The sequence below is a fragment of the Streptomyces massasporeus genome (assembly GCF_014648995.1).
In the GTDB taxonomy this organism is placed as follows: Bacteria; Actinomycetota; Actinomycetes; order Streptomycetales; family Streptomycetaceae; genus Streptomyces; species Streptomyces massasporeus.
Genome location: NZ_BMSE01000002.1, coordinates 733593 through 752662 on the forward strand (window position 1 = coordinate 733593; position 19070 = coordinate 752662).

The 19070-nt window shown below is 74.9% G+C and carries 16 protein-coding genes; 3 read left to right on the forward strand and 13 right to left on the reverse strand.

Translation table 11 applies throughout. The features are described 5' to 3' along the window. Positions 1–2 precede the first annotated feature (2 nt). The 8 genes from IE153_RS08135 to IE153_RS08170 form a co-directional block, all read right to left on the reverse strand. Entirely contained in the window at positions 3–1040 is a 1038-nt protein-coding gene (locus IE153_RS08135) for a rod shape-determining protein (RefSeq protein WP_189589052.1), read from the reverse strand. 170 nt (positions 1041–1210) lie between these two features. Beyond that, a complete protein-coding gene (locus tag IE153_RS08140) occupies positions 1211–4474 on the reverse strand; it encodes an SAV_2336 N-terminal domain-related protein (RefSeq protein WP_189589053.1) in 3264 nt (1087 codons plus the stop codon). Next, positions 4464–5471 carry an AAA family ATPase gene (locus IE153_RS08145; protein ID WP_189589054.1) on the reverse strand — a complete coding sequence of 336 codons (1008 nt, stop codon included), beginning with the start codon at positions 5469–5471 and terminating at the stop codon, positions 4464–4466. The genes IE153_RS08140 and IE153_RS08145 overlap by 11 nt, the downstream gene beginning before the upstream one ends. Before the next feature lie 92 nt (positions 5472–5563). Then, on the reverse strand, positions 5564–7252 hold the full coding sequence (locus IE153_RS08150) for a VMAP-C domain-containing protein (protein WP_189589268.1): 1689 nt from the start codon (positions 7250–7252) through the stop codon (positions 5564–5566). A 32-nt stretch (positions 7253–7284) separates the two neighbouring features. After that, positions 7285–7725 carry a CU044_2847 family protein gene (locus IE153_RS08155; protein WP_229828908.1) on the reverse strand — a complete coding sequence of 147 codons (441 nt, stop codon included), beginning with the start codon at positions 7723–7725 and terminating at the stop codon, positions 7285–7287. Between the two features lie 80 nt (positions 7726–7805). Continuing rightward, positions 7806–9146 carry a carboxyl transferase domain-containing protein gene (locus tag IE153_RS08160; protein WP_189589055.1) on the reverse strand — a complete coding sequence of 447 codons (1341 nt, stop codon included), beginning with the start codon at positions 9144–9146 and terminating at the stop codon, positions 7806–7808. Beyond that, positions 9139–10584, reverse strand: a complete 1446-nt coding sequence (locus IE153_RS08165) for an acyl-CoA synthetase (protein ID WP_189589056.1) — start codon at positions 10582–10584, stop codon at positions 9139–9141. Before IE153_RS08165 ends, IE153_RS08160 begins: the two co-directional genes overlap by 8 nt. Before the next feature lie 73 nt (positions 10585–10657). Beyond that, positions 10658–12034, reverse strand: a complete 1377-nt coding sequence (locus IE153_RS08170) for an SLC13 family permease (protein WP_189589057.1) — start codon at positions 12032–12034, stop codon at positions 10658–10660. Between the two features lie 193 nt (positions 12035–12227). Here IE153_RS08170 and IE153_RS08175 point away from each other — a divergent pair, with 193 nt between their 5' ends. After that, positions 12228–12935, forward strand: coding sequence for a FadR/GntR family transcriptional regulator (locus tag IE153_RS08175; protein ID WP_189589058.1), 708 nt, complete (start codon positions 12228–12230; stop codon positions 12933–12935). Positions 12936–12970: 35 nt separating this feature from the next. On the opposite strand, the gene IE153_RS08180 is transcribed toward IE153_RS08175, so the two are convergent. Beyond that, positions 12971–14047 (reverse strand): MerR family transcriptional regulator, encoded by a 1077-nt coding sequence (locus IE153_RS08180; protein WP_189589059.1) that lies wholly within the window; start codon positions 14045–14047, stop codon positions 12971–12973. Between the two features lie 159 nt (positions 14048–14206). Here IE153_RS08180 and IE153_RS08185 point away from each other — a divergent pair, with 159 nt between their 5' ends. Both IE153_RS08185 and IE153_RS08190 read left to right on the forward strand, forming a co-directional pair. After that, positions 14207–15085, forward strand: a complete 879-nt coding sequence (locus IE153_RS08185) for an ATP-grasp domain-containing protein (RefSeq protein WP_189589060.1) — start codon at positions 14207–14209, stop codon at positions 15083–15085. Between the two features lie 55 nt (positions 15086–15140). Beyond that, positions 15141–16535: an MFS transporter gene (locus tag IE153_RS08190; RefSeq protein ID WP_189589061.1), complete on the forward strand. Its 1395-nt coding sequence runs from the start codon at positions 15141–15143 to the stop codon at positions 16533–16535. Position 16536: 1 nt separating this feature from the next. Here IE153_RS08190 and IE153_RS08195 read toward each other — a convergent pair whose 3' ends face one another. The 4 genes from IE153_RS08195 to IE153_RS08210 are packed head-to-tail and all read right to left on the reverse strand — an operon-like array spanning position 16537 to position 19058. Beyond that, positions 16537–17136, reverse strand: coding sequence for a hypothetical protein (locus tag IE153_RS08195; RefSeq protein WP_388318305.1), 600 nt, complete (start codon positions 17134–17136; stop codon positions 16537–16539). After that, the gene (locus IE153_RS08200) at positions 17111–17938 is read right to left on the reverse strand and encodes an FkbM family methyltransferase (protein ID WP_189589063.1); all 828 of its coding nucleotides are present in this window, start codon (positions 17936–17938) and stop codon (positions 17111–17113) included. Before IE153_RS08200 ends, IE153_RS08195 begins: the two co-directional genes overlap by 26 nt. Further along, positions 17935–18156: a Trm112 family protein gene (locus IE153_RS08205; protein WP_175432374.1), complete on the reverse strand. Its 222-nt coding sequence runs from the start codon at positions 18154–18156 to the stop codon at positions 17935–17937. The genes IE153_RS08200 and IE153_RS08205 overlap by 4 nt, the downstream gene beginning before the upstream one ends. Continuing rightward, positions 18153–19058 carry a hypothetical protein gene (locus tag IE153_RS08210; protein WP_189589269.1) on the reverse strand — a complete coding sequence of 302 codons (906 nt, stop codon included), beginning with the start codon at positions 19056–19058 and terminating at the stop codon, positions 18153–18155. The genes IE153_RS08205 and IE153_RS08210 overlap by 4 nt, the downstream gene beginning before the upstream one ends. Positions 19059–19070: the final 12 nt, after the last annotated feature.

The following is a 19070-nucleotide window of genomic DNA, read 5'->3' on the forward strand; positions in this document are numbered from 1 at the left end:
GCTCAGGTGCTCAGCGGGTCCAGCGCCAGCGGCGCGATCCGGCCCTCCAGCATCGCGCCGAGACCCTGCACGGCGCACACGTCCGGGCGCTCGGCGATGTGCACCGGCATGCCCGTCGCCTGACGCAGCATCTGGTCCAGGCCCGGCAGCAGGGCGCTGCCGCCGACCATCATGATCCCCCGGTCGCCGAGGTCGGCGACCAGGTCGGGCGGGCAGGACCGCAGTACCTTGCCGATGCCGTCCAGGATCGCGGTGAGCGGCGTCTGGATGGCGTCCCGGACCGCCGCGGTGTCGACCTGGACGGAGCGGGCCAGGCCGGTGGCGACATCCCGGCCGTGGATCTCCGTGGAGGCCGGGCCCTGCGCGGTGAGGCCGTTGCCGGACAGGGCCAGTTGCAGCGGCCGTACCGACTGGCTCGGCAGCATCAGCTCGTGCTCGTGGCGCAGGTGCTGCACGATCGCGTGGTCGACGGCCTCGCCGCCCACCGGGATGCGCTCGGCGGTGACGATCGAGCCGAGGGACAGCACGGCCACCTGGGTGGCCGCCGCCCCGCACACCATGATCATGGTCGCCTCGGGCTGCTCCACGGGCAGGCCGCAGCCGACGGCGGCGGCGATGAGCGTGTCGACCAGCTCCACGCGGCGCGCACCGAGGCCGACGAGCGTCTCGATCGCGGCGCGCTGGGCCAGCGGGTCGGCGTCGTGCGGGGTGCAGGCGGCGGCGCGCAGGATCGGCTTGCGGCGCAGGCCGCGGCGCATCTTGTCGCCGAGCAGGTGCCGCAGCATGCGCTGCGCCATCTCGATGTCGACGACGGTCCCGCCGGAGACCGGCCGGACCACCCGGATGTAGTGCGGGGTGCGGCCCGTCATCTTCTCGGCGAGCTCGCCGACCGCGATCAGCGCGCCCGTGCGGGTGTTCACGGCGGCGGCGGACGGCTGGTCGACGACGAGCCCGGCGCCCTTGACGTAGACGCGTGTGCGGGCCGCCCCCAGGTCGACGGCGAAGTGGCAGCGGCGCAACTGCTCCAGACTGGCGGTCATGGCAGGTCCTCCCGAGAGCACAGACCGTGGGGGGCCGCCAGGTGGCGGGCCTCGCAGACGTGGGTCCGCCGGGTTGGCGGGCCTCTTTCGCATCGTGCGCGGCAGGGGGCCGGGCCGCCTTTCCTGGGGGGCCGGGCGGGGTGCCGCCGAACGGGGGGTTCGCCGTTCGGTCACAGGGAGTGCGCGGCCTCCAGCAGGGGCGCGAGGGAGGTCACGGTGGTCTCGCAGCCGGCCTCGCGCAGCTGCCGGTCGGTGGTGGTGTTCCGGGCGAGGCCGACGAAACGCAGCCCGGCCCGCTGGGCGGCGGCGAGCTCGGCGACCGTGGAACCGATGACCAGGCCCGTCGCGGCCGACCCGGCGCAGGCATCGAGGGCGCGCAGCATGCAGTCCGGGTGCGGGGTGAGCAGCGCGAGGTCCTCGGCGCGTCCGTGCACGCCGGCCAGGGGCAGGGAGCCGTAGGGCCGCAGATAGCGGGGTACGGCCTCGGCGCAGACGTCCGTGATGACGCAGACGCCGCGGCCGGAGGCGTGCAGGGTGCGCACCAGGGGCGCGGAGTTGTGGGTCGCCGGGGCGTGCGGGACCGCCCGGAGTTCGATCTCGTCCAGGCGTGCGCGCAGCAGCGGCCCGAGCGGATCCCGCGCGAAGGCGCGGAGCACGTCCAGCGGATGGGTGAGCGTCTCCCGCACCGCGTCGGGCAGGGCGTGCCGCGCGTCGCGGTGCTCGTCGACCAGGGCGAGCAGGCCGAGCACGGCCTCGCGCGCGGTGCTCGCCGAGAACAGACGGGTCATCGGGCCGTCGAAGCCGACCAGGACCGTCTCGGCCTCGCCGAGGAGCCGCGGCAGCGGGAGCTGCGCGGGAGCGGCCCCCTGCGGTCCGGGCAGGGCCGTGCCCTCCCGGTCCAGCTGCACCGACGCCGTCACCGACAGCCCGGGCACCGGCCAGCGGCTCAGCCCGGCGTTGACCGCGCGCTGGGCGGCGCCCGCCCGGCGCAGCGGATGCCGGCGGGTGATGCGGGCCGCCTCCTCCAGCAGGTGGCCGAGCAGCGGCTCGGACACCCGGCCGACCTCGGCCCGCACGAAGGCGACCGGGTCCTCCACGTGCCAGGACAGCTCGACCGCGGCGGCGAAGACGCCCTTGCCGGAACTCGGCAGGGAGACCCGGTGGTGGGCCTGGTGCGTGGTGAGGTCGACCTCGTAGTACGTCACCAGCCGCGGCTTGCCGTCGCCGTGCGGCCGGGCGGGGTTGAGGAGGGTCAGCGGGCCGTCGGGCCGGGTGTGGACGACGGCCGTGCGGCCCGGGGCCGGTATGCCGAGCCGGCGCAGGTCGCGTGTGATGAAGGGGCCCTGCACCAGGTCGCGGGCCTCGGGCTCGGGGGTCGTGGCGGGGGACAGCGGGCAGTACCAGGCGACGGGCGGGGTGTCCGTGGCGCCGTCCTGGTAGAGGGGCTGGAAGCGCTGGGGGCCCTGGGCGGCCGAGCTGGCGGCGAACTGCTCGTAGACGGCCGGGGAGACGATCACCTGGATGTCGGCGGGCACGGGCGGTGGCTCGGGCGGCGGGACGGGCCGGTCCCAGAACGTGACGGTCAGGGGCGGCGGGTCCACGAGTCCGGTGAGCACCTCGGGCAGGCCGCGCAGGACGGCGACCAGCACGGGGAGGAGATAGGTGCCGGGTTCGGTGTGGACGTCGTAGCCGCTGCCGCGGACGCGTACGTCGAACCGGTGGGGGGCGAGCGCGCCGCGGGAGAGCATCTCGTGCACCGCGTACTCGAGGGTGATACGGGCCTCGGGGTGGCCGGTGAGGTCGTCGGACTCGAAGAGGATCGTGGGGGCGACGGCCCCTGTGTCCGATTGCGGGTCCGTCCCGCCCAGCCGCCGCACGGTTTCCTCGCTGACCGTCGCGAACGCCGGGCCGGCCTCGCCGTGTCCGTCGCCCGTCTCGGCCCGGAACTGACCGGCCGCGAGCCCCGCGCGCTCGTCGATCAGGCCCCCGACCCGGGCGAGGAACTCCCGGGTCCGGCCGCGGGCCGTGCGGGGCAGGGAGCGCAGCAGCAACTCCCGTACGCCGGGCCGGAACGCGTAGGAGCCGGGCGGGCCGGGGACGGAGGTGAGCATGCCGCTGACGATCACCTCGGCCAGGTGCTGGGGGCGCGGGTCGCGGTCCAGGGTGCGCTGGACGAGGCGCATCACCGGCACCGAGGGGACCGCCAGCGCGAGGTGCCCGGCCAGACGGAAGGCCTCGGGGGAGGCGGTCGCGCGAAAGCGCAGGACCAGGTCCTCGGGGGAGGCGGTGGTGAGGTCGGGGGCGGGCTCGGCGGGGGGTGCGGGAGCGGGCGGCAGCCAGGCCACCGCGCCGGGTGTGCGGGCACCGCCCGGGTCGGCGAGCAGGGCGGCCCAGTGGGCGAGCCAGGGGGCGCCCGGTTCCAGGACCGGAAGCGGGAGGGCCCCGTCCGGGGGCGGTGACGCGTCGTACGGGGTGAACGCGAGGGTCGCCGTGGGGGCCGCGGTGGTGGGGGCCGTCAGCAGGCCCGGCTCGGCGGGCAACGCCGTGGTGGGCCACAGGTGTTCGGGGAGGGGCTGGACCACGGCGAGCGGCATGCGGTGGGACCAGTTCCGCAGGGTGCGGTACCAGCGGTCGCCCGCCTCGCCCGGGCGCCACTGCGGGCCCATGCAGTCGCTGACGACGAGGGTGGCCGTGCGGCCGTCGTCGAGGACGGGGACCTGGCGGGCCCGGCCGTCGGGCGTGGCCGGGTGCAGGGTGACCGTGCGGAAGATGCCCGACTGGGCGAGCGCCGCGTGCAGTTCGCTCACCAGGGGACGCCAGACCGGCATGGTGGGGCCGGTGTCGTGTACGAGGTTCAGGCGCAGCCAGCGGTCGGGTGCCGGGCGCAGCACGGGGAGCCACACGTCCGGGTGGGCGCCGAGCCGCGCGATCCGGTCGGCCGTCGCGCGCTCGTCCAGCAGGCGCGCGTGCGGGGAGGGCACCTTGCGCTGCAGCGGACGCAGGGCGCGCTGCAGCGCGAGGGGGTGGGGGAGCATCGGGGGCGCGGGTGCGAGCAGGGGGGATCCACCGGCGCCGGGGTGGTGCTGCGGTCCGTCCGGGGACCTCGGGGCGGGGAGGCGGAGGGGCACGCGGTCGTGAGCGGCCCGGACCGGGGGCTCGGTGGGGTGCGCGGGTGCGGGGGCGGCGAGTGCCCGCTCGGCGGGGCCGGGCGGGTCTTCAGCGGTGGCGGGAGTTTCGGGAGCGGCCGGTCGACCGGCCTCGGGCTGCCCGGCCTCGGGCTCCCCGACGAGGGGCTCCTCTGCCGGTTGCTCCAACTGGCCCGCCAGCCACAGCAGTTCGGCGATCTCCCGGGGCGTCGGAGCGGCGCCCGCCGCCGAGAGGGCCGCCGCCAGCCGGGCGAGCGGGGACGGCCCGGATCCGGCCTCAGAAGCCATCGCCGTCGGCCGCCGCGCTGAGGTACGGCATCAGCTGCTCGGCGAGGTCGTCGCGCGACTCGGCGTCCAGGCCCGCCACTCCCGTGAGGTAGAGGGCGTTCAACAGCTGGTCGGTGGCCAGTTCGCCGCCGGCGGCCCGCTCCAGGAAGCGGCTGATCAGGCGGTCCGCGTCACCGTCCGGCGGGTCCAGATGGGCCCGGACGATGTGGGTGAGCTGGTCCCGGCCGGGGCGGCGCAGCTTCAGCCGGACGCAGCGGCGCAGGAAGGCGGGCGGGAACTCGCGCTCCCCGTTGCTGGTCAGCACGACGAACGGAAAGGCCCGGCAGCGGACCCGGCCGCGGCGGACGGCGACCGGGGTGTCCGTGCCGTCGGCGAGGACCTCGGCCGTGCCGTCGCCGGAGTGCCGGGCGGCACGGACCAGTTCCGGGATCTCGTACTGGCCCTCCTCCAGGACGTTCAGCAGGTCGTTCGGCAGGTCGAGGTCGCTCTTGTCGATCTCGTCGACGAGCAGCGCGCGGGGCCGGTCGTAGGGGAGCAGGGCGGTGCCGAGCGGGCCGAGCCGCAGGTGGTCCTCGACACCGCCGGGCCCCTCCTGCCCGTCCCGGGCCGCGTACAGCCGGGACAGCGGGTCGTACTGGTAGAGGCCGTCCGCCAGCGAGCTGCGGCTGGTGATGTTCCAGCGCAGCACCGGGCCGAGCCGCAGCTCGCGCGCCACCGCGTAGGCGAGGGACGACTTGCCGGTGCCGGGCGGGCCGGTGACGAGCAGGGGGCGGCGCAGGCAGAGCGCGGCGTTGACGAGCCGGACGCTCTCCTCGCCGGCGACGTACGACTTCGCCCGGTGCACGCGGTCGGGGGAGACGGCCGTCGCGTCGTCGCCGTCGTGCGGCGGCGGCAGGGCCGGCCCGCCGTCGAAGGCACGCCAGGGCGGCGGGGCGGGCAGGTCGTCGATGCCGTCGTGCGGCTCGTTGCGGCCGGTGTAGACGGACCAGTGCGGCATGGGGAGTGGTCTCCGCTCTCCGTTTTCGTGCGGGTGTTCTCGAGGCGCGTCGCGTGCGGGTGTTTTCCCGAAGCGCGTCGCGTGCGGGCGGGTCAGGCCACCGGCGACCTCGCGTGCGCGGCGGTGACGGCGTGCGGGTCGGCGAAGAGCCGCGGGTCGTCCCAGAGCAGCTGGATGCCGTGGGCCCAGTGGTCCTCCTCGGCCAGCGCCTCCTCGCGCAGGGCGAGGACGTGACGCGGGAGTTCGGCGGGGGGTACGGCCATGACGTGGGCGTCGAGCGCGTCGAGGAACGCCTTGCCGGTGCAGCCGTCCGCCCCGGCGCACTCCTCCTGCCCGGAGCCGCAGCCGCCCCGCGACCACACGATCACCGGGGCCGGTGCGGCGAGCGAGACGTCGAAGTGGGGCCGGGTGCGGACGGCGGCCGGGGCGGTGCCGAACCCGGCGAGGCAGGCGTCGCTCTGCCGCAGCCGCAACCGCAGCCGCCCGGGCTCCTCCGGCCCGCCGCACTCCACCCGGTGCATCCGCGCTCCCGGCCAGGAGTCCAGACGCTTCCACGTCCGGGTCAGCACATGCCGGGTGCTGGCCTTGCGGCGGGCGTGGTCGGTGACGACCAGCGGGTAGACGCAGCCGAGCGGTGTGTCGTCGTCCGGGGCGCTCTCCCAGCGGTCGACCGGCCAGTCCAGCCAGTCCCGGGGCAGCGCGAACGCGACCAACTCGTCGGCGCCGGGCGTCAGATGGCGAAAGGCCGCCTCGATCCCCTCCTGCACGTATGCGTGCAGCCGGTGCTGCTCGACCGTGCCGGACTGGACAGGGTGCCGCCGCCCCTCGCTGTACGCCGACACCTCGACCCGGACCAGGCCGTCACCCGCCCCGCTGTGCCCGAGCTCCACCAGGATCGGCGACCAGTCGGGCGCCGACGGCTCCACGGCCGGGGCGTGCAGCAGATCCTGGAGCCGGTCGGCGAACCGGGCGACGGTGCGGGCGGCGCCCGGGCCGTCGAGTTCGCACAGCACGAACAGGGCCGCCGACCACAGCGAGCCGAATCCCTCCTCCGGCGGCGGGGGATCGAACGGATCGGCCGCCGCCGTGTACAGCCGCGCCGGGTCGCAGTCGACGCCGGCCCGGGCCGCCTTCTCGACCAGGGCGCGCAGCCGGGCCCGGTCGGCGCTGGTGTGGTCGGAGGTGGGGACCAGGCTCCGCAGGTCCGGCCAGTAGCGGGCCATGACCTGGGTGGGCATCATCCGGCCGGTGCGCACCTCGCCGCTGCCGGAGTCGGCCGTGACCATGCCGACGACCTCGCCGGTGTCGGCCAGGGTGACGGCGGCTCCGCTGAAGCCGGGGGCCAGGGGCTGGCCGCCCTGGTGCCAGGCCTCCAGCTGGAACCACTCGCGTCTGATCAACTGTGGTGCGGTGACCCGGCATTCGGCGAGGGTGCCCTCGTCCCAGCCGTCCGGGAAGCCGTAGACGACGAGCCTGCGGGCCGTCGGGCCGTGCGCCGCGTCGACCGGGGCCAGCGCGGCCGGGGCCATCGGCATCTCCCGGTCGAGCTCCAGCACGGCCAGGTCGCCGGGGTCGGTGACGCCGCCGCTCCAGCCGCCGTGCGCGACGACCCGGGCGGGGACGGCCGGGGTGCCGGGCCGTTCGGTGAAGGTCACCGCCAGGTCCTCGCCGCCGCCCACGACATGAGCGCACGTCAGCACCGTGCTCGGGGTGACCAGGAAACCCGCTCCGGCCACCCGGCCCCGTAACTCGATCCGGGCGTGCCACTCGGCGCTGTTCAGGGCGCCCGTCGCCGCACTGTCCACGGCCCTTCTCATGAGGCGGCGCCGGCCCCCGGCGCGGACGCGGCATCCGGTGTGACGGCTTCCGGGGTGGGCGGGACGTGCGGCGCGGAGGCGGCTTCCGGGGTGGGCGGGACGTGCGGCGCGGAGGCGGCCTCTGTGGACGGGGACCAGGTCAGCTTGACCACCAGATGGCCCTCGGCGGTGCCCTTGGCGATGAACGCGCCCGTCTCTGCGGCCAGTTTCACCCCGAACTCGATCTCCACGCCGTCGGGCCTCAGTGAGCCGTCCCGGAAGACGCGCAGCGCGGACTCGGCCGCGGCCCGCACTCCGTCCAGGGCGCCCTCGAACGTGCGGGCCGCCTGGACCGTGCCGTCGCCGCGGGAGACCAGGCGCGAGCCGGACCGCTCCTCCACCGCCTCGACCGCGACCACGGCCCCGTCACCGGTCTTGAACTCGATCAACCCGTCCACGACACCCCCGTCGTCCGATTGCGCTGGGCAGCACCATTGTGACGGAAGGTACGTGAGGACGCCGAGGGCATTCACGGAACTCACCCACCGACCGTCCCCCGGATCACCCCCAGCTCCACCAGGTCCTGCGGCCGGATGCGCAGTTGGTCCGCCGTCGACTCGACCTCGCGCGGGGGCCGTTTGAGGATGGCCGCGGCCAGTTCCGGCGCGATCACCGAGAAGTAGCTGTCGGGCGTGGCCCACGTGTTGCCGGGGGCGGCCAGGGCAAGGGCGCCGCCCGAGCCCCCCTCGCCGATCACCAGCGTGGTCACCGGGGTGCGGGCGCTCGCGACCGCGCCGAACAGGTCGGCGATGGCCGCGCCCGCGCCCTGCCGCTCCGCCTCCGCGTCGTTGGCCGCGCCCGGGGTGTCCACGAGGGTCAGCACCGGGACGCCGAGCCGGTCCGCGAGGCGGATCAGCCGGGCGGCGGTGCGGTATCCGGCGGGGCGGGTCGCGGTCCCGGTCTGCGCGGCGTACGCGACCGTACGGCCCTCGTGCGTGCCGAAGCCGCACAGCATGCCGTCCGGGTCGGTGCCGCCGCAGCGGTCGCCGCTGATCTCCGTCCTCTCGGTGAAGTAGGCGTCCAAGTAGGCGTCGGCGCGCGGGCGTTGCGGGGAACGGGCCCGGCGGACGGCGTCCCAGCCGGTGACGGGCAGGACCGCGCACTCGCCGAGCGGTTCGGGCGGCGGTGCGGGCGTGGTGGACGGGCAGGTCAGCAGCCGCAGCCACCGCCCGAGCGTCTCGCGCAGCTCCTGAGGCCGTACGACCGCGTCCGCCGCGCCGGCCGCGACCTGCGCCTCCGCCGTGTACGCCGCCGGGTCCGCGTCCGCGGGCCGCACCCGGGACCCGGCGAAGCCCACCTGGGCCCCGGGCAGCGCGAGCACCACGTCCGCGCCCGCGCCCAGGGTGGCCCAGCCGCCCCCGGTCGTCGGGTCGCGCAGGACCGCGACCTGCGCGAGACCGGCCTCCCGGGTGAGCGCCGACTGGCGTGCCACCCGCTGGAGTTGGGTCAGCGCGAGCATGCCCTCCTGCATGCGGCTGCCGCCCGTCGCCACCAGGGGCACGACCGGGAAGCGCCGTTCGCGGGCGTACGCGTACGCCGCCTCCAGCCGGTCGCCGGTGCGCTGCCCGAGGGAGCCGCCGAGGAAGCCGAACTCGAACGCGATCAGCACGGCCCGGACGCCGCCGACGCGGGCGGTGCCGCAGACCACGGACTCCTGTTCGCCGGTGCGTTCGGCGGCCCGGGCGCGGGAGTCGTCGTAGCCCGGCCAGGCGAGCGGGCCGTCGGGCCGCGACTGGCGTGCCGGGGCGGGGAGTTCGGCGAAGGTGGCGTCGTCGGCGAGGGCGGTGACGACCTCGCGCGCGGAGAGGCGCTCAGCCATGGGCCAGCGCCCGCTTCATGATCTTCCCCATGTCGTTGCGGGGCAGCGCGTCCAGGTGGTGCACGACCCGCGGCCGCTTGTGCGGCGCGAGCCGCTGCGCCACATGGTCCGCCAACTCCTCCAGCGTCGGGGGCGCCTGGGGATCCGCCGGCACGATCCACGCCACGATCCGCTCGCCCAGGTCGGCGTCCGGCTCCCCGGTGACGGCCGCCTCCCGCACTCCGGGGTGTTCGAGGAGCGCGTTCTCGATCTCACCGGCCCCGATCTTGTAACCGCCGCTCTTGATCAGGTCGGTGGCCTTGCGGCCGACGATCCGGACGTAGCCGTCGGGATCGCGCACCGCCATGTCGCCGGTGCGGAACCAGCCGTCGGCGGTGAAGGCGGCGGCGGTCGCGTCGGGGCGGTTGAGGTACTCGGTGAACAGGTTCGTCCCGCGCACCTGGATCTCGCCCACCGTCTCCCCGTCGTGCGCGGTGACCTCCGAGCCGTCCTCCTCGACCAGCCGCAGCTCCACGCCCGGCAGCGGCACGCCGACCGTGCCCGGGCGGGCCTCGCCGTCGGCACGGACGCTGGTGTTCATCAGCGTCTCCGTCATGCCGTACCGCTCGATCACCCGCCGCCCGGTCGCCGTCGCGATCCGGCCGTGGTCGTGCACGGGCAGCGCGGCGGAACCGGAGACCAGCAGCCGGGCCCCGGTCAGCGCCTTCACCAGGTCCGGGTCGCTCGTCACGGCCTCGGCGATGCGGTGGTACATCGTCGGCACGCCGAACAGCATGGTCGCGCCGCCGTTCAGCTCGCGGGCGACGCCCTGGGTGCTGAAGCGGCCCAGGTGCCGCACCGATCCGCCGCGCCGCAGCGGGCCGAGGGTGCCCAGGACCAGGCCGTGCACGTGGAACAGCGGCAGCGCGTGGACGAGGACGTCGTCGCCGGTCCACTGCCAGGCGTCGGCCAGCGCGTCCAGGGTGCTCGCCACGGCCCGGCGCGGGATGACGGCCCCCTTGGGCGGGCCGGTGGTGCCGGAGGTGTAGACGACCAGGGCCGGGTCCTCATCCGCGGCGCGGTCCTCGGGGGCCGGGCCGGTGGCGTGTACGTCGACGTCCACGCGGGTGAGGTCCCGCAGGGGCGCGGGAAGCAGGTCGTCGGGAGCGGTGAGCACGAGTTCGGGGGCGCTGTCGGACAGGATGTGCCCGAGTTCCTTCTCACCGGACTTGGGGTTGAGCGGCACGGCTGGGACTCCCGCCAGCAGCGCGGCGACCACGGCGACGGCCGTCTCCATCGTGGGCGTCGCCCAGACGGCGACCCGCGTGGCTCCGCCGATGCGGCCCGTGAGCGCTCCGGCCGCGGCGGCGAGCTGCGCGTAGGTGAGGGAGCGCTCGCCGAACCGGAGGGCCGGACGGTCGGCCGGGCTGTCGGTCAGGGCCGGGAAGAGAGGGGGCACGCGTCACATCTCCTTGACTGTTGCCTGCTGGTGCCTGCTGTTGTCCGTGGGCGGTGGGCCCGGCTGGTGATGGTCATCCCCAGCCGGGGACGACCATCACCAGCCAGGCCGCCGCCGGTACGACCGCCACCACAATCCCTCCGTACACCATCAGCTGCCGGAAGAAACGCTCGCGGTCCACGTCCGGGGCGGCGGCCAGGACGAGGGCGCCGTTCGTGGAGAACGGGCTCACGTCCACGACGGTCGCCGACACGGCGAGCGCGGCGATCATGCCGATCGCGCCGATCTCGCCCCGCTCCAGGAACGGCACGACCAGGGGGATCAGGGCGCCCATGATCCCCACGGAGGAGGCGAACGCGGAGACCAGGGCGCCGATGTAGCAGAGCAGGACGGCCGCGAGGAGGGGGACGCCGATGCCGCCGACGCCCTCGCCGGCCCAGGTGATGGTGCCCATCTCGTCGAGGACGCCGACGTAGGTGAGGACGCCGCAGATGAGGAGGACGGTGGGCCAGGCGATTTCGCCTACGGCCCTGCGGCTGTCTTCGGGCCAGGCCGTGCTGAGTATGACGGCGAGGGTGATGGCTGTCAGTCCCGCGTCCAGGTCGAAGACGAGGACGGCGACGACCAGGGCCAGGAGGGAGGTGAGGGTGGCTGTGCGGGCCGGGGTGAGGCGGGCTTCTTCCGGGCTCCGGGTGGGAGCGGCTGGGGCGGGGTGGGTCCGCAGCTGGGCGGTGCCAGGTGCCGCCGCGCCCACCCGTGCCGCCCCAGCGGCACGACTGCCCGCAGCGGGGGCCGCCGGGGTGGGGCCGTCACCGGCGCTGTCGCTGTCGGTCACCGCCCCCCGCGCCCACAGCTTCAGCCCCCCGCACACCACGAACACCACCGCCGCGATCACCAGGTTCGCCGCGAGTGACGCCAGGAACAGGACGACCTCGTTGCCCGGGAGCTTCTCGCGTTCCACGATGCCGTTGACGATCGAGCCGTAGATGCTGATCGGGGAGAAGCCGCCGGCCTGGGCGCCGTGGACGACCATCGCGCCCATCAGCAGCGGGCTGATCCCGTAGCGCGCGGCGAAGCTCAGGGCGATGGGGGCGACGATCGCGACGGCGGCCGGGCTGACCGCGCCGATGGCCGTGAGCGTGCCGGTCAGGGCGAACATCACCCAGGGGATGAGCGCCACCCGCCCCCGCACGAGCCGGACGGCGGCGTGCACCAGCCAGTCGGTGGTGCCGTTGGCGCGGGCGATCGCGAAGAGGTACGTGACGCCCACCAGGACGACGAACAGGTCGCCGGGGAACCCGGCGAAGATGCCGTCGGCGTCGAGGTCCGCGACCAGCCCTCCGACGGCGAACGCGGCGGCGAAGGCGAGCGCGCCCATGTTGACGGAACGGGTGGTGGCGATGACGAACACCACGACGAGGACGAGGATCGAGATGAGTTCGGGGGACATACGGGCTCCCGTCGTTGGGCCCCGGAGCGGCTGGGCGCACCTCCAGTGGACGAGTGGCTGAGCCACTTGAGGTGCATTGGTCGAACAGCGTGGGTGCGGGCCGGGCGCCCGTCAAGGGGGTGCGCGAGAATTGGCTCAGCCACTCCGCCACTGTGAAGGGCCGGTGTTAGGCTCCCGGCGAGAGGGGGAGCCCGTGACCGACGCCCTGCGCCCCATGACGAAACAGCGCCTCTACGAACAGGTGCTGGAGCGGCTGCGCCAGTACGTCGCCGAGGGCGGTCTGCGGGCCGGTGACCGGTTGCCGCCCGAGCGGGATCTCGCCCAGCGGCTCGGGGTCAGCCGGGCCTCGGTGAAGCAGGCGATCGTGGTGCTGGAGGTCCAGGGCCTGGTGGAGGCCCGGCACGGCGGGGGCACCTACCTCGTGCGGGACAGCCTCGACACCGAACCGGTCGAGCGGATGGTCGAACGCCGCCGGCGCCTTCCCGACGTCCTGGAGGCACGGGAGGCGCTGGAGACGAAGCTCGCGGAGCTGGCCGCCGAGCGGCGCACCGAGGACGACCTGGCGGCGATGCGCTCGGCGCTCGGCCTGATGACCGAGGAGATCGAGGCGGGCGGCCACGGCGTCGAGGGCGACCGGCTGTTCCACGCCGCCGTGACGGCGGCGGCCCACAGCAGTCTGCTCGCCGAGTTCATGCGCTCCATCGCCGAGCAGATCGCCGAGAGCCGCACCGAGTCACTGCGCCAGCCCGGCCGGCCGTCCCGCTCCCTCTCCCAGCACCGGGCGATCCTCGACGCGATCGCCGCCGGGCAGCCCCGGCAGGCCGCCTCGGCCATGCGACGCCACGTCCGCACGGTGGCGAAAGTGCGGCTGCTGGACTGGGAGCCGGGGGAGGAGAGCTAGGACCCTGGGGGCGGTCCGGTCCTGGGCCGTCCGGGTCAGCTCTCCACCACGTCCGCCACCACACAGCTGACGTTGTCCGGCCCGCCCGCCGCGTTCGCCGCCGCGACCAGGGCCTGGACGGTCTCGTCCGGGGACGCGGGCGTGACGAGGAGTTCCCGGACGCGGTCCTCGGGAACGACGCCCGACAGGCCGTCGGAGCAGAGCAGATAGCGGTCGCCGGGGAGGGCGTCGTGCAGGCGCAGGTCCGGGGCCGTGCCGGTGCCGCCTCCGGTGAGGGCCTTCAGGAGCATCGCGCGCTGGGGGTGGGAGACCGCCTCCTCGGGCGCCAGCCGGCCCTCGTCGACCATCGACTGCACCATCGTGTGGTCGTGGGTGATGCGGAACAGCTCGCCGTCGCGCAGCAGATACGCCCGGGAGTCGCCGATGTGCACCAGCGCCAGCCGTGAGCCCGTCCACAGCAGGGCCGTCAGGGTCGTGCCGATGTCGTCGGAGCCGTCGGCGACGTCCCGGACGGCCTGTTCGGCGCCCCGCACCGCGTCCTCCAGGACGTTGAGGACGCCGCCGGCCGGCACCTCGTCCGTGTCCAGGAAGCGCAGGGCCTCCACGGCGGCGCTGCTCGCGGGCGCGCCCGCCGGTCCGTAGCCGTCGGCCACGGCCAGCAGCCGGGTGCCCGCGTAGGCGGTGTCCTGGTTGGCGGGGCGCACGCGGCCGGTGTCCGAGTGGGCGGAGTAACGCAGTTCCAGCATGGCGGTGTCCTTCCCGGGCCCGTTCGGGTCCGTCGTCAGGTGATCGACCAGGAACGCGGCGAGGTCCCGCCGGACCGCCGTCTCCGCCTCGACCCGCGCCCAGTAGGCACGGATCTCGCGGGCGGCGGCCGACGGATCGCGGTCGTGCAGGAGACACACCCGGCGGATCTCGGCCAGCGGCATGCCCAGCCGCCGCAGCCACGCCACCAGCCGGGCCCGCTCCAGTTGGCCGGCCGCGTAGTACCGGTATCCGGTGTCCGGGTCCACGCGGGCGGGCCGCAGCAGGTCCAGCTCGTCGTACAGGCGCAGTGCCTTCGGCGAGAGCCGGCACGCCTTCGCGAACGCGCCGATCGTGAGCATGGCCATAGGTCCCCCCGCGGTTCGCGCACCTCGCGCTCGTCCGTTCCGCCACCGATGCTGGGGCTTCACCAAAGGTGAAGGTCAAACGGGGTGTCGCGGTTCCGGACGGGATTGTTAGCCTGCGACGGACATCGAATCGATCGCCCGTACGAGGATGGAGTCGCCGTGACCGGCACCCCGCGCATCGCCGTCGTCACCTACGACCCCCGCGGCGAGGAGCACAAGGACAGGGACCTGCCGGTGCTGGTGGCGGCACTGCGGGCGGCCGGGGCCGACGCCGTCGCCGTCCCCTGGGACGACCCTGCGGCCGACTGGGCCGCCTTCGATCTCGCCCTGATCCGCTCCACCTGGGACTACAGCTGGCGCGCCGAGGAGTTCACGGCGTGGGCCGAGCGGTGCGGGAAGGCGACCCGGCTCGCCAACCCGGTCGGTGTCGTGCGGTGGAACGCCGACAAGCGCTACCTCGGGCAGCTCGCCGAGGCCGGAGTGCCCACCGTGCCCACCCGGTACTTCGCTCCCGGCGACCCCGTCGAGCTGCCCGCCGAGAGCGAGTTCGTCGTGAAGCCCGCCTCCGGGGCCGGAGCCCGGTACGCCGCCCGCCACCCGGCCGGGGAGCGCGACGCCGCCGAACGGCAGGTCGAGCGCATGCACGCCGAGGGGTTCACCGTCATGGTGCAGCCCTACCTGAGCAGCATCGACACGCACGGCGAGCGGGCCCTGCAGTTCTTCGGCGGACGTCTGCTGCACGCCAGTGTCAAGGGCGCCGTCCTCGCGCCGGGCACGCCGTACGACGCGGACAAGGTCGCCCACCCCGACCTGCGCCGCTGGGAGCCGACCCCCGCCGAACTCGCCGTCGCCGAACAGGCACTGGCCGCCGTGCCCGTCGACGCGGATCTGCTGTACGCGCGCGTGGACCTCGTCACCGGCCCGGACGGCGAGCCGTGCGTGATGGAGCTGGAGCTGATCGAGCCGAACCTGTTCCTCGATCTGCACCCGGACTCCGTGCCGCCGGTCGTGCGGGCGGTGCTGGCCGCCGCCGACTGACCCCACGGGTGGGGCATACATCCCTCGGTGGGGCTTTTGGTGTACAGGTAGGGCCATGCCCTCTCCCGAGCCGGCCCCGCAGCCCGCGCGACGGTCCTGGGCACCGCTGCTGGCGGTGTGCGCCGGGTACTTCATGGTGATCCTGGACGTGACGGTCATCAACGTCGCCGTGCCGGTGGTCGGACGGGAGCTGTCGGCCTCGCTCACCGGCATCCAGTGGATCACCGACGGCTACACCCTGGTCTTCGCCGGCTTCCTGCTGACGGGCGGGGCACTGGGGGACCGGCTGGGCAACCGACGGGTCTTCTGCTGGGGCGTGGCGGTGTTCACCGCGGCCTCGGCGGCCTGCGCGCTCGCGCCCGGCACGCCCTTCCTCGTGGTGGCCCGGCTGGTGGAGGGGCTGGGCGCGGCGCTGATCGTGCCCGGTTCGCTGGCCCTGCTCCAGCAGGCCTACACGGAACCGGACGTCCGCTCGCGGGCCTTCGGGCTGTGGGGTTCGATGGCGGGCATCGCGGCCTCCGCCGGGCCGCTGCTGGGCGGGCTGCTCGTCTCCACGGTGGGCTGGCGCTGGGTGTTCCTCATCAACCTGCCCGTCGGCGCCGCCTGCCTGGCACTCACCCTGCGGCACGTGACCCGCTCACCCCGGCGCGCCGACCGGGCCCTGGACTGGCCCGCGCAGGTCGCCGTCGTCGCGGCGGTGGCGCTGCTGACCGCGGGGCTCAACGAGGCCGGGCGGCGCGGCTGGTCCGACCCGGCCGTGCTCGCCGGCCTGGGCCTGGCCGTACTGTCCGCCGTCGCCTTCGCCGTGCGTGAGCGACTGGCCCGGTCCCCGGCCCTCCCGCTCGGCCTGCTGCGCTCGCGCGCGATGGGCGGCGGCGCCGTCATCGGCCTGCTGTTCAACTTCGGCTTCTACGGCATGGTGTTCACCGCCAGCCTGGAGTTCCAGCACCAGCGCGGCTACAGCGCCCTCGGCACCGGTCTGGCGCTGTTCCCGGCGGTGGCGATGACCATGTTCGCCTCGGTGCTGTCCGGTCGGCTGTCCCGCCGTACCGGCGACCGGCCGCTGGTGATCTCGGGCATGCTCCTGGCCGCCCTGGGGCTGGCCGGCTGGGCCGCGGCGGGCGCCGATCCGGCCTACGCGCTGCTGGTCGCCCCGATGATGGCCGCGGGCTTCGGCACCTCCTTCGCCCTCACCGGCTCGACCGCCACCGTGATGGGCGCGGCGCCCCCGGCCTACTCGGGCGCCGCCTCCGCCCTGTTCAACACCACCCGCCAGGTCGGCAGCGCCACCGGCGTCGCACTCGGCGGCAGCCTCCTCGCCTCGGCCGCGAACTACGGCACCGGGATCCGGACCAGCATGGGCATCGGGGCCCTCGCCTATCTGGGCGCGGCGGTCCTCGCGTGGTGGTGCGTACCGGCGAAGCCCCGCCGCCCTCCAGGACTCGCGTAGCTCAGACCTGAGCGCCGGTGACCGACACCCGCTGCACCAGCCCCCAGGTGAACTCCGCGACGGCCTCCCGCCGCACCCCCTGCGCGTCCGGCGCGGTGAACGCCAGACCCCACCGGGTCGGTGCCGTGCCCTCCAGGGGGCGGGCCGGGGCGAAGGCGCGGGCCGCCTCGTCGACCGTGCAGGACCAGGGCGTGAGGTCGTCCAGCGTGCGCAGCTCGGGGCCCTTCGCGCCCGGCGCGCGGACCAGCCACTCGTTCCACACCGCCCGGTTCGGGGCGGTCAGCACCTCGAAGCGCAAGGAGGGCCACAGGGGCACCGGCCACAGCCAGGCCTCGCAGTCGAGATCGCCGATCCGCCGCGGCGTACGGGACTCCGGCTCGCCCAGCACCTGGCGGTAGCGGGACAGGGGCGCGCGGGAGCGCGGGGAGCGGACCATCGCCTGCCACCTTCGGTTGGCCTCACGCATGTCCGCGATCGACACCCCCAGTTCATGGCGGGCGTCCTCCACGAGCCCGGGATTGTGGTCGGCCATGCGGCGCAGCAGCACCAGCTGGAAGTCGAGCGGGGTGAAGGGGCTAGCGGGGTGCTTTGCGGAGGGCATGGGACCCATGGTCGCCCACCGGGGCCTTGCCGGGGCGGCGGCCGTCGGGCAGGAACAGGACGGAGTTGACGTAGCGCGGGCCGCGCAGGAGCGGGGAGGGCAGGACGCGGCGGAGCAGGCCGTGGGAGACGACGTAGGACGCGCGGGCCTGGTGGTCCTCCAGCGGGAACTTCGCCAGTGGCACCCAGGTGTCGCCGGGCAGCACCCAGCCGTCGTAGCCCAGCAGCGACAGGTAGGTCACCACCGGCGCGATCGGCTGGATGCGGGACTCCAGTTCCACGAACAGGGCCGGACGGTCACGGGCCAGCAGGCCCGTCGCGCCGCGCAGCACGGCGGGCTCGTTGCCGTCCACGTCGATCTTGACGAAGCCGACATCGCGCAGGCCCAGCTCGTCCAGCGTGACGCAGGGGACGTCCAGCGCGCGGCCGTGGATGTCGCGCCGCACCAGCGAGGACACGCCCCGGTCGCCCGAGTCGTCCGACGGCAGCCACAGGCGTGCGATGCCCGGCCGGTCCGAGGCCGCCGCCCGGATCACCCGGACGTTCGGCGGGGCGGCGGCGGTCAGCAGCCGCGCCAGATGGGGCACCGGCTCCAGCGTCACGACCTGCTCGGCGAGGGCGGACAGGCGGTGCGTCCAGGGCCCGTACCAGCCGCCGACGTCCACCGCCGTACCGCAGCCCGGCGGACACAGCTCGGCGAGCCGGGCCAGCTCCGGCTCGAACCGGGGGTACAGCGCCCGGGCCGTCGCGGCCACCAGCCGGGTGGGCAGCAGAGGGGCGACCCGGGCCGCCAGGCTGGTCACGGCGCCATCCTCTTCAGGAGTTCCTCGTGCTCGTCGTCCGGCACCTGCTCGCCCGAGGACGGCAGCAACTGCGGAATGCCGTCGGTGATCGGGTAACGGCGGTGCAGACGCGGGTTGTACAGCGCCTCCTCCCGCCCGGCCTCCTCGGCGAGCAGATGCAGCGGCCCCTTGTCGAGCGGGCACGCCAGGATCTTCAGCAGCGGGTCGTCGGGCTTCAAGGGGATGTCAGCTCCTTGGCGGGTGGGGAGGGTTGGGGAGCGGTGTCGTGCTTGGGCATGGTCAGCAGCACGGCCACCGCCAGGGCCGTGCCCGCCACCCGCAGCGCGAGCCGCAGCGGCTCGCCCGGCAGGGCCTCGCCGAACGACAGCGTGCCGAGCACCGCCGTGAACAGACTCGTCACGGTCGTGCACACCGGCACGATCAGCGAGGCCCGGCAGCGCTGCAGTGCCGCCTGCGACATCACCAGGCCGAACACACCGGTGAACAGCAGCAGATACGGATAGGGGGAGCTCAGCAGGTCCAGCACCGCACCGCCGATCCCGCGGGTCGTCAGCCGGCTGGAGACGCCCTTGATGGCCAGCGAGCTGACCCCGTAGAGCAGACCCACGGCCACGCCGTACTCGACGCCGGTCGTCGGCCGCCGGTGCCGGTTGCGGGTGCGCCGCTCGGCCGAGGCGTACAGCCACACCCCGGCCGCCAGCGACGGCACGCACACCAGCAGGATCAGCGGGTAGGGCGCGTCCTGGCTGACGGTGTCCGACCCTTCCCGCAGCGACAGCACCACCATCAGCAGCGCCAGCAGGATCGCGCCCAGGGCGTACCGCTCCCGGCCGGACGTCTCCTCCCCGAGCAGCCGCGCCGACAGCAGCACCAGCAGCACCAGGCCGGAGACGAAGATGCCCTGGGCGGCGGCGATCGGCAGGGTGCGGTAGACGACGAGCTGCGCGGCGAAACCGGCCGCGAGGGCGAGGGACCCGCCGATCCACAGGGGGCTGCCGAGGACGAGGCGCAGCAGCCGGGCCGGCTGCCGGATCGTCACCTCGGGCAGGGCGGTGAGGGCACGTTTCTCCAGCACGAAGCCCAGGCTGTAGAGGGTGTTCGCCAGCAGGGCCGCGGCCACTCCCCACCACAT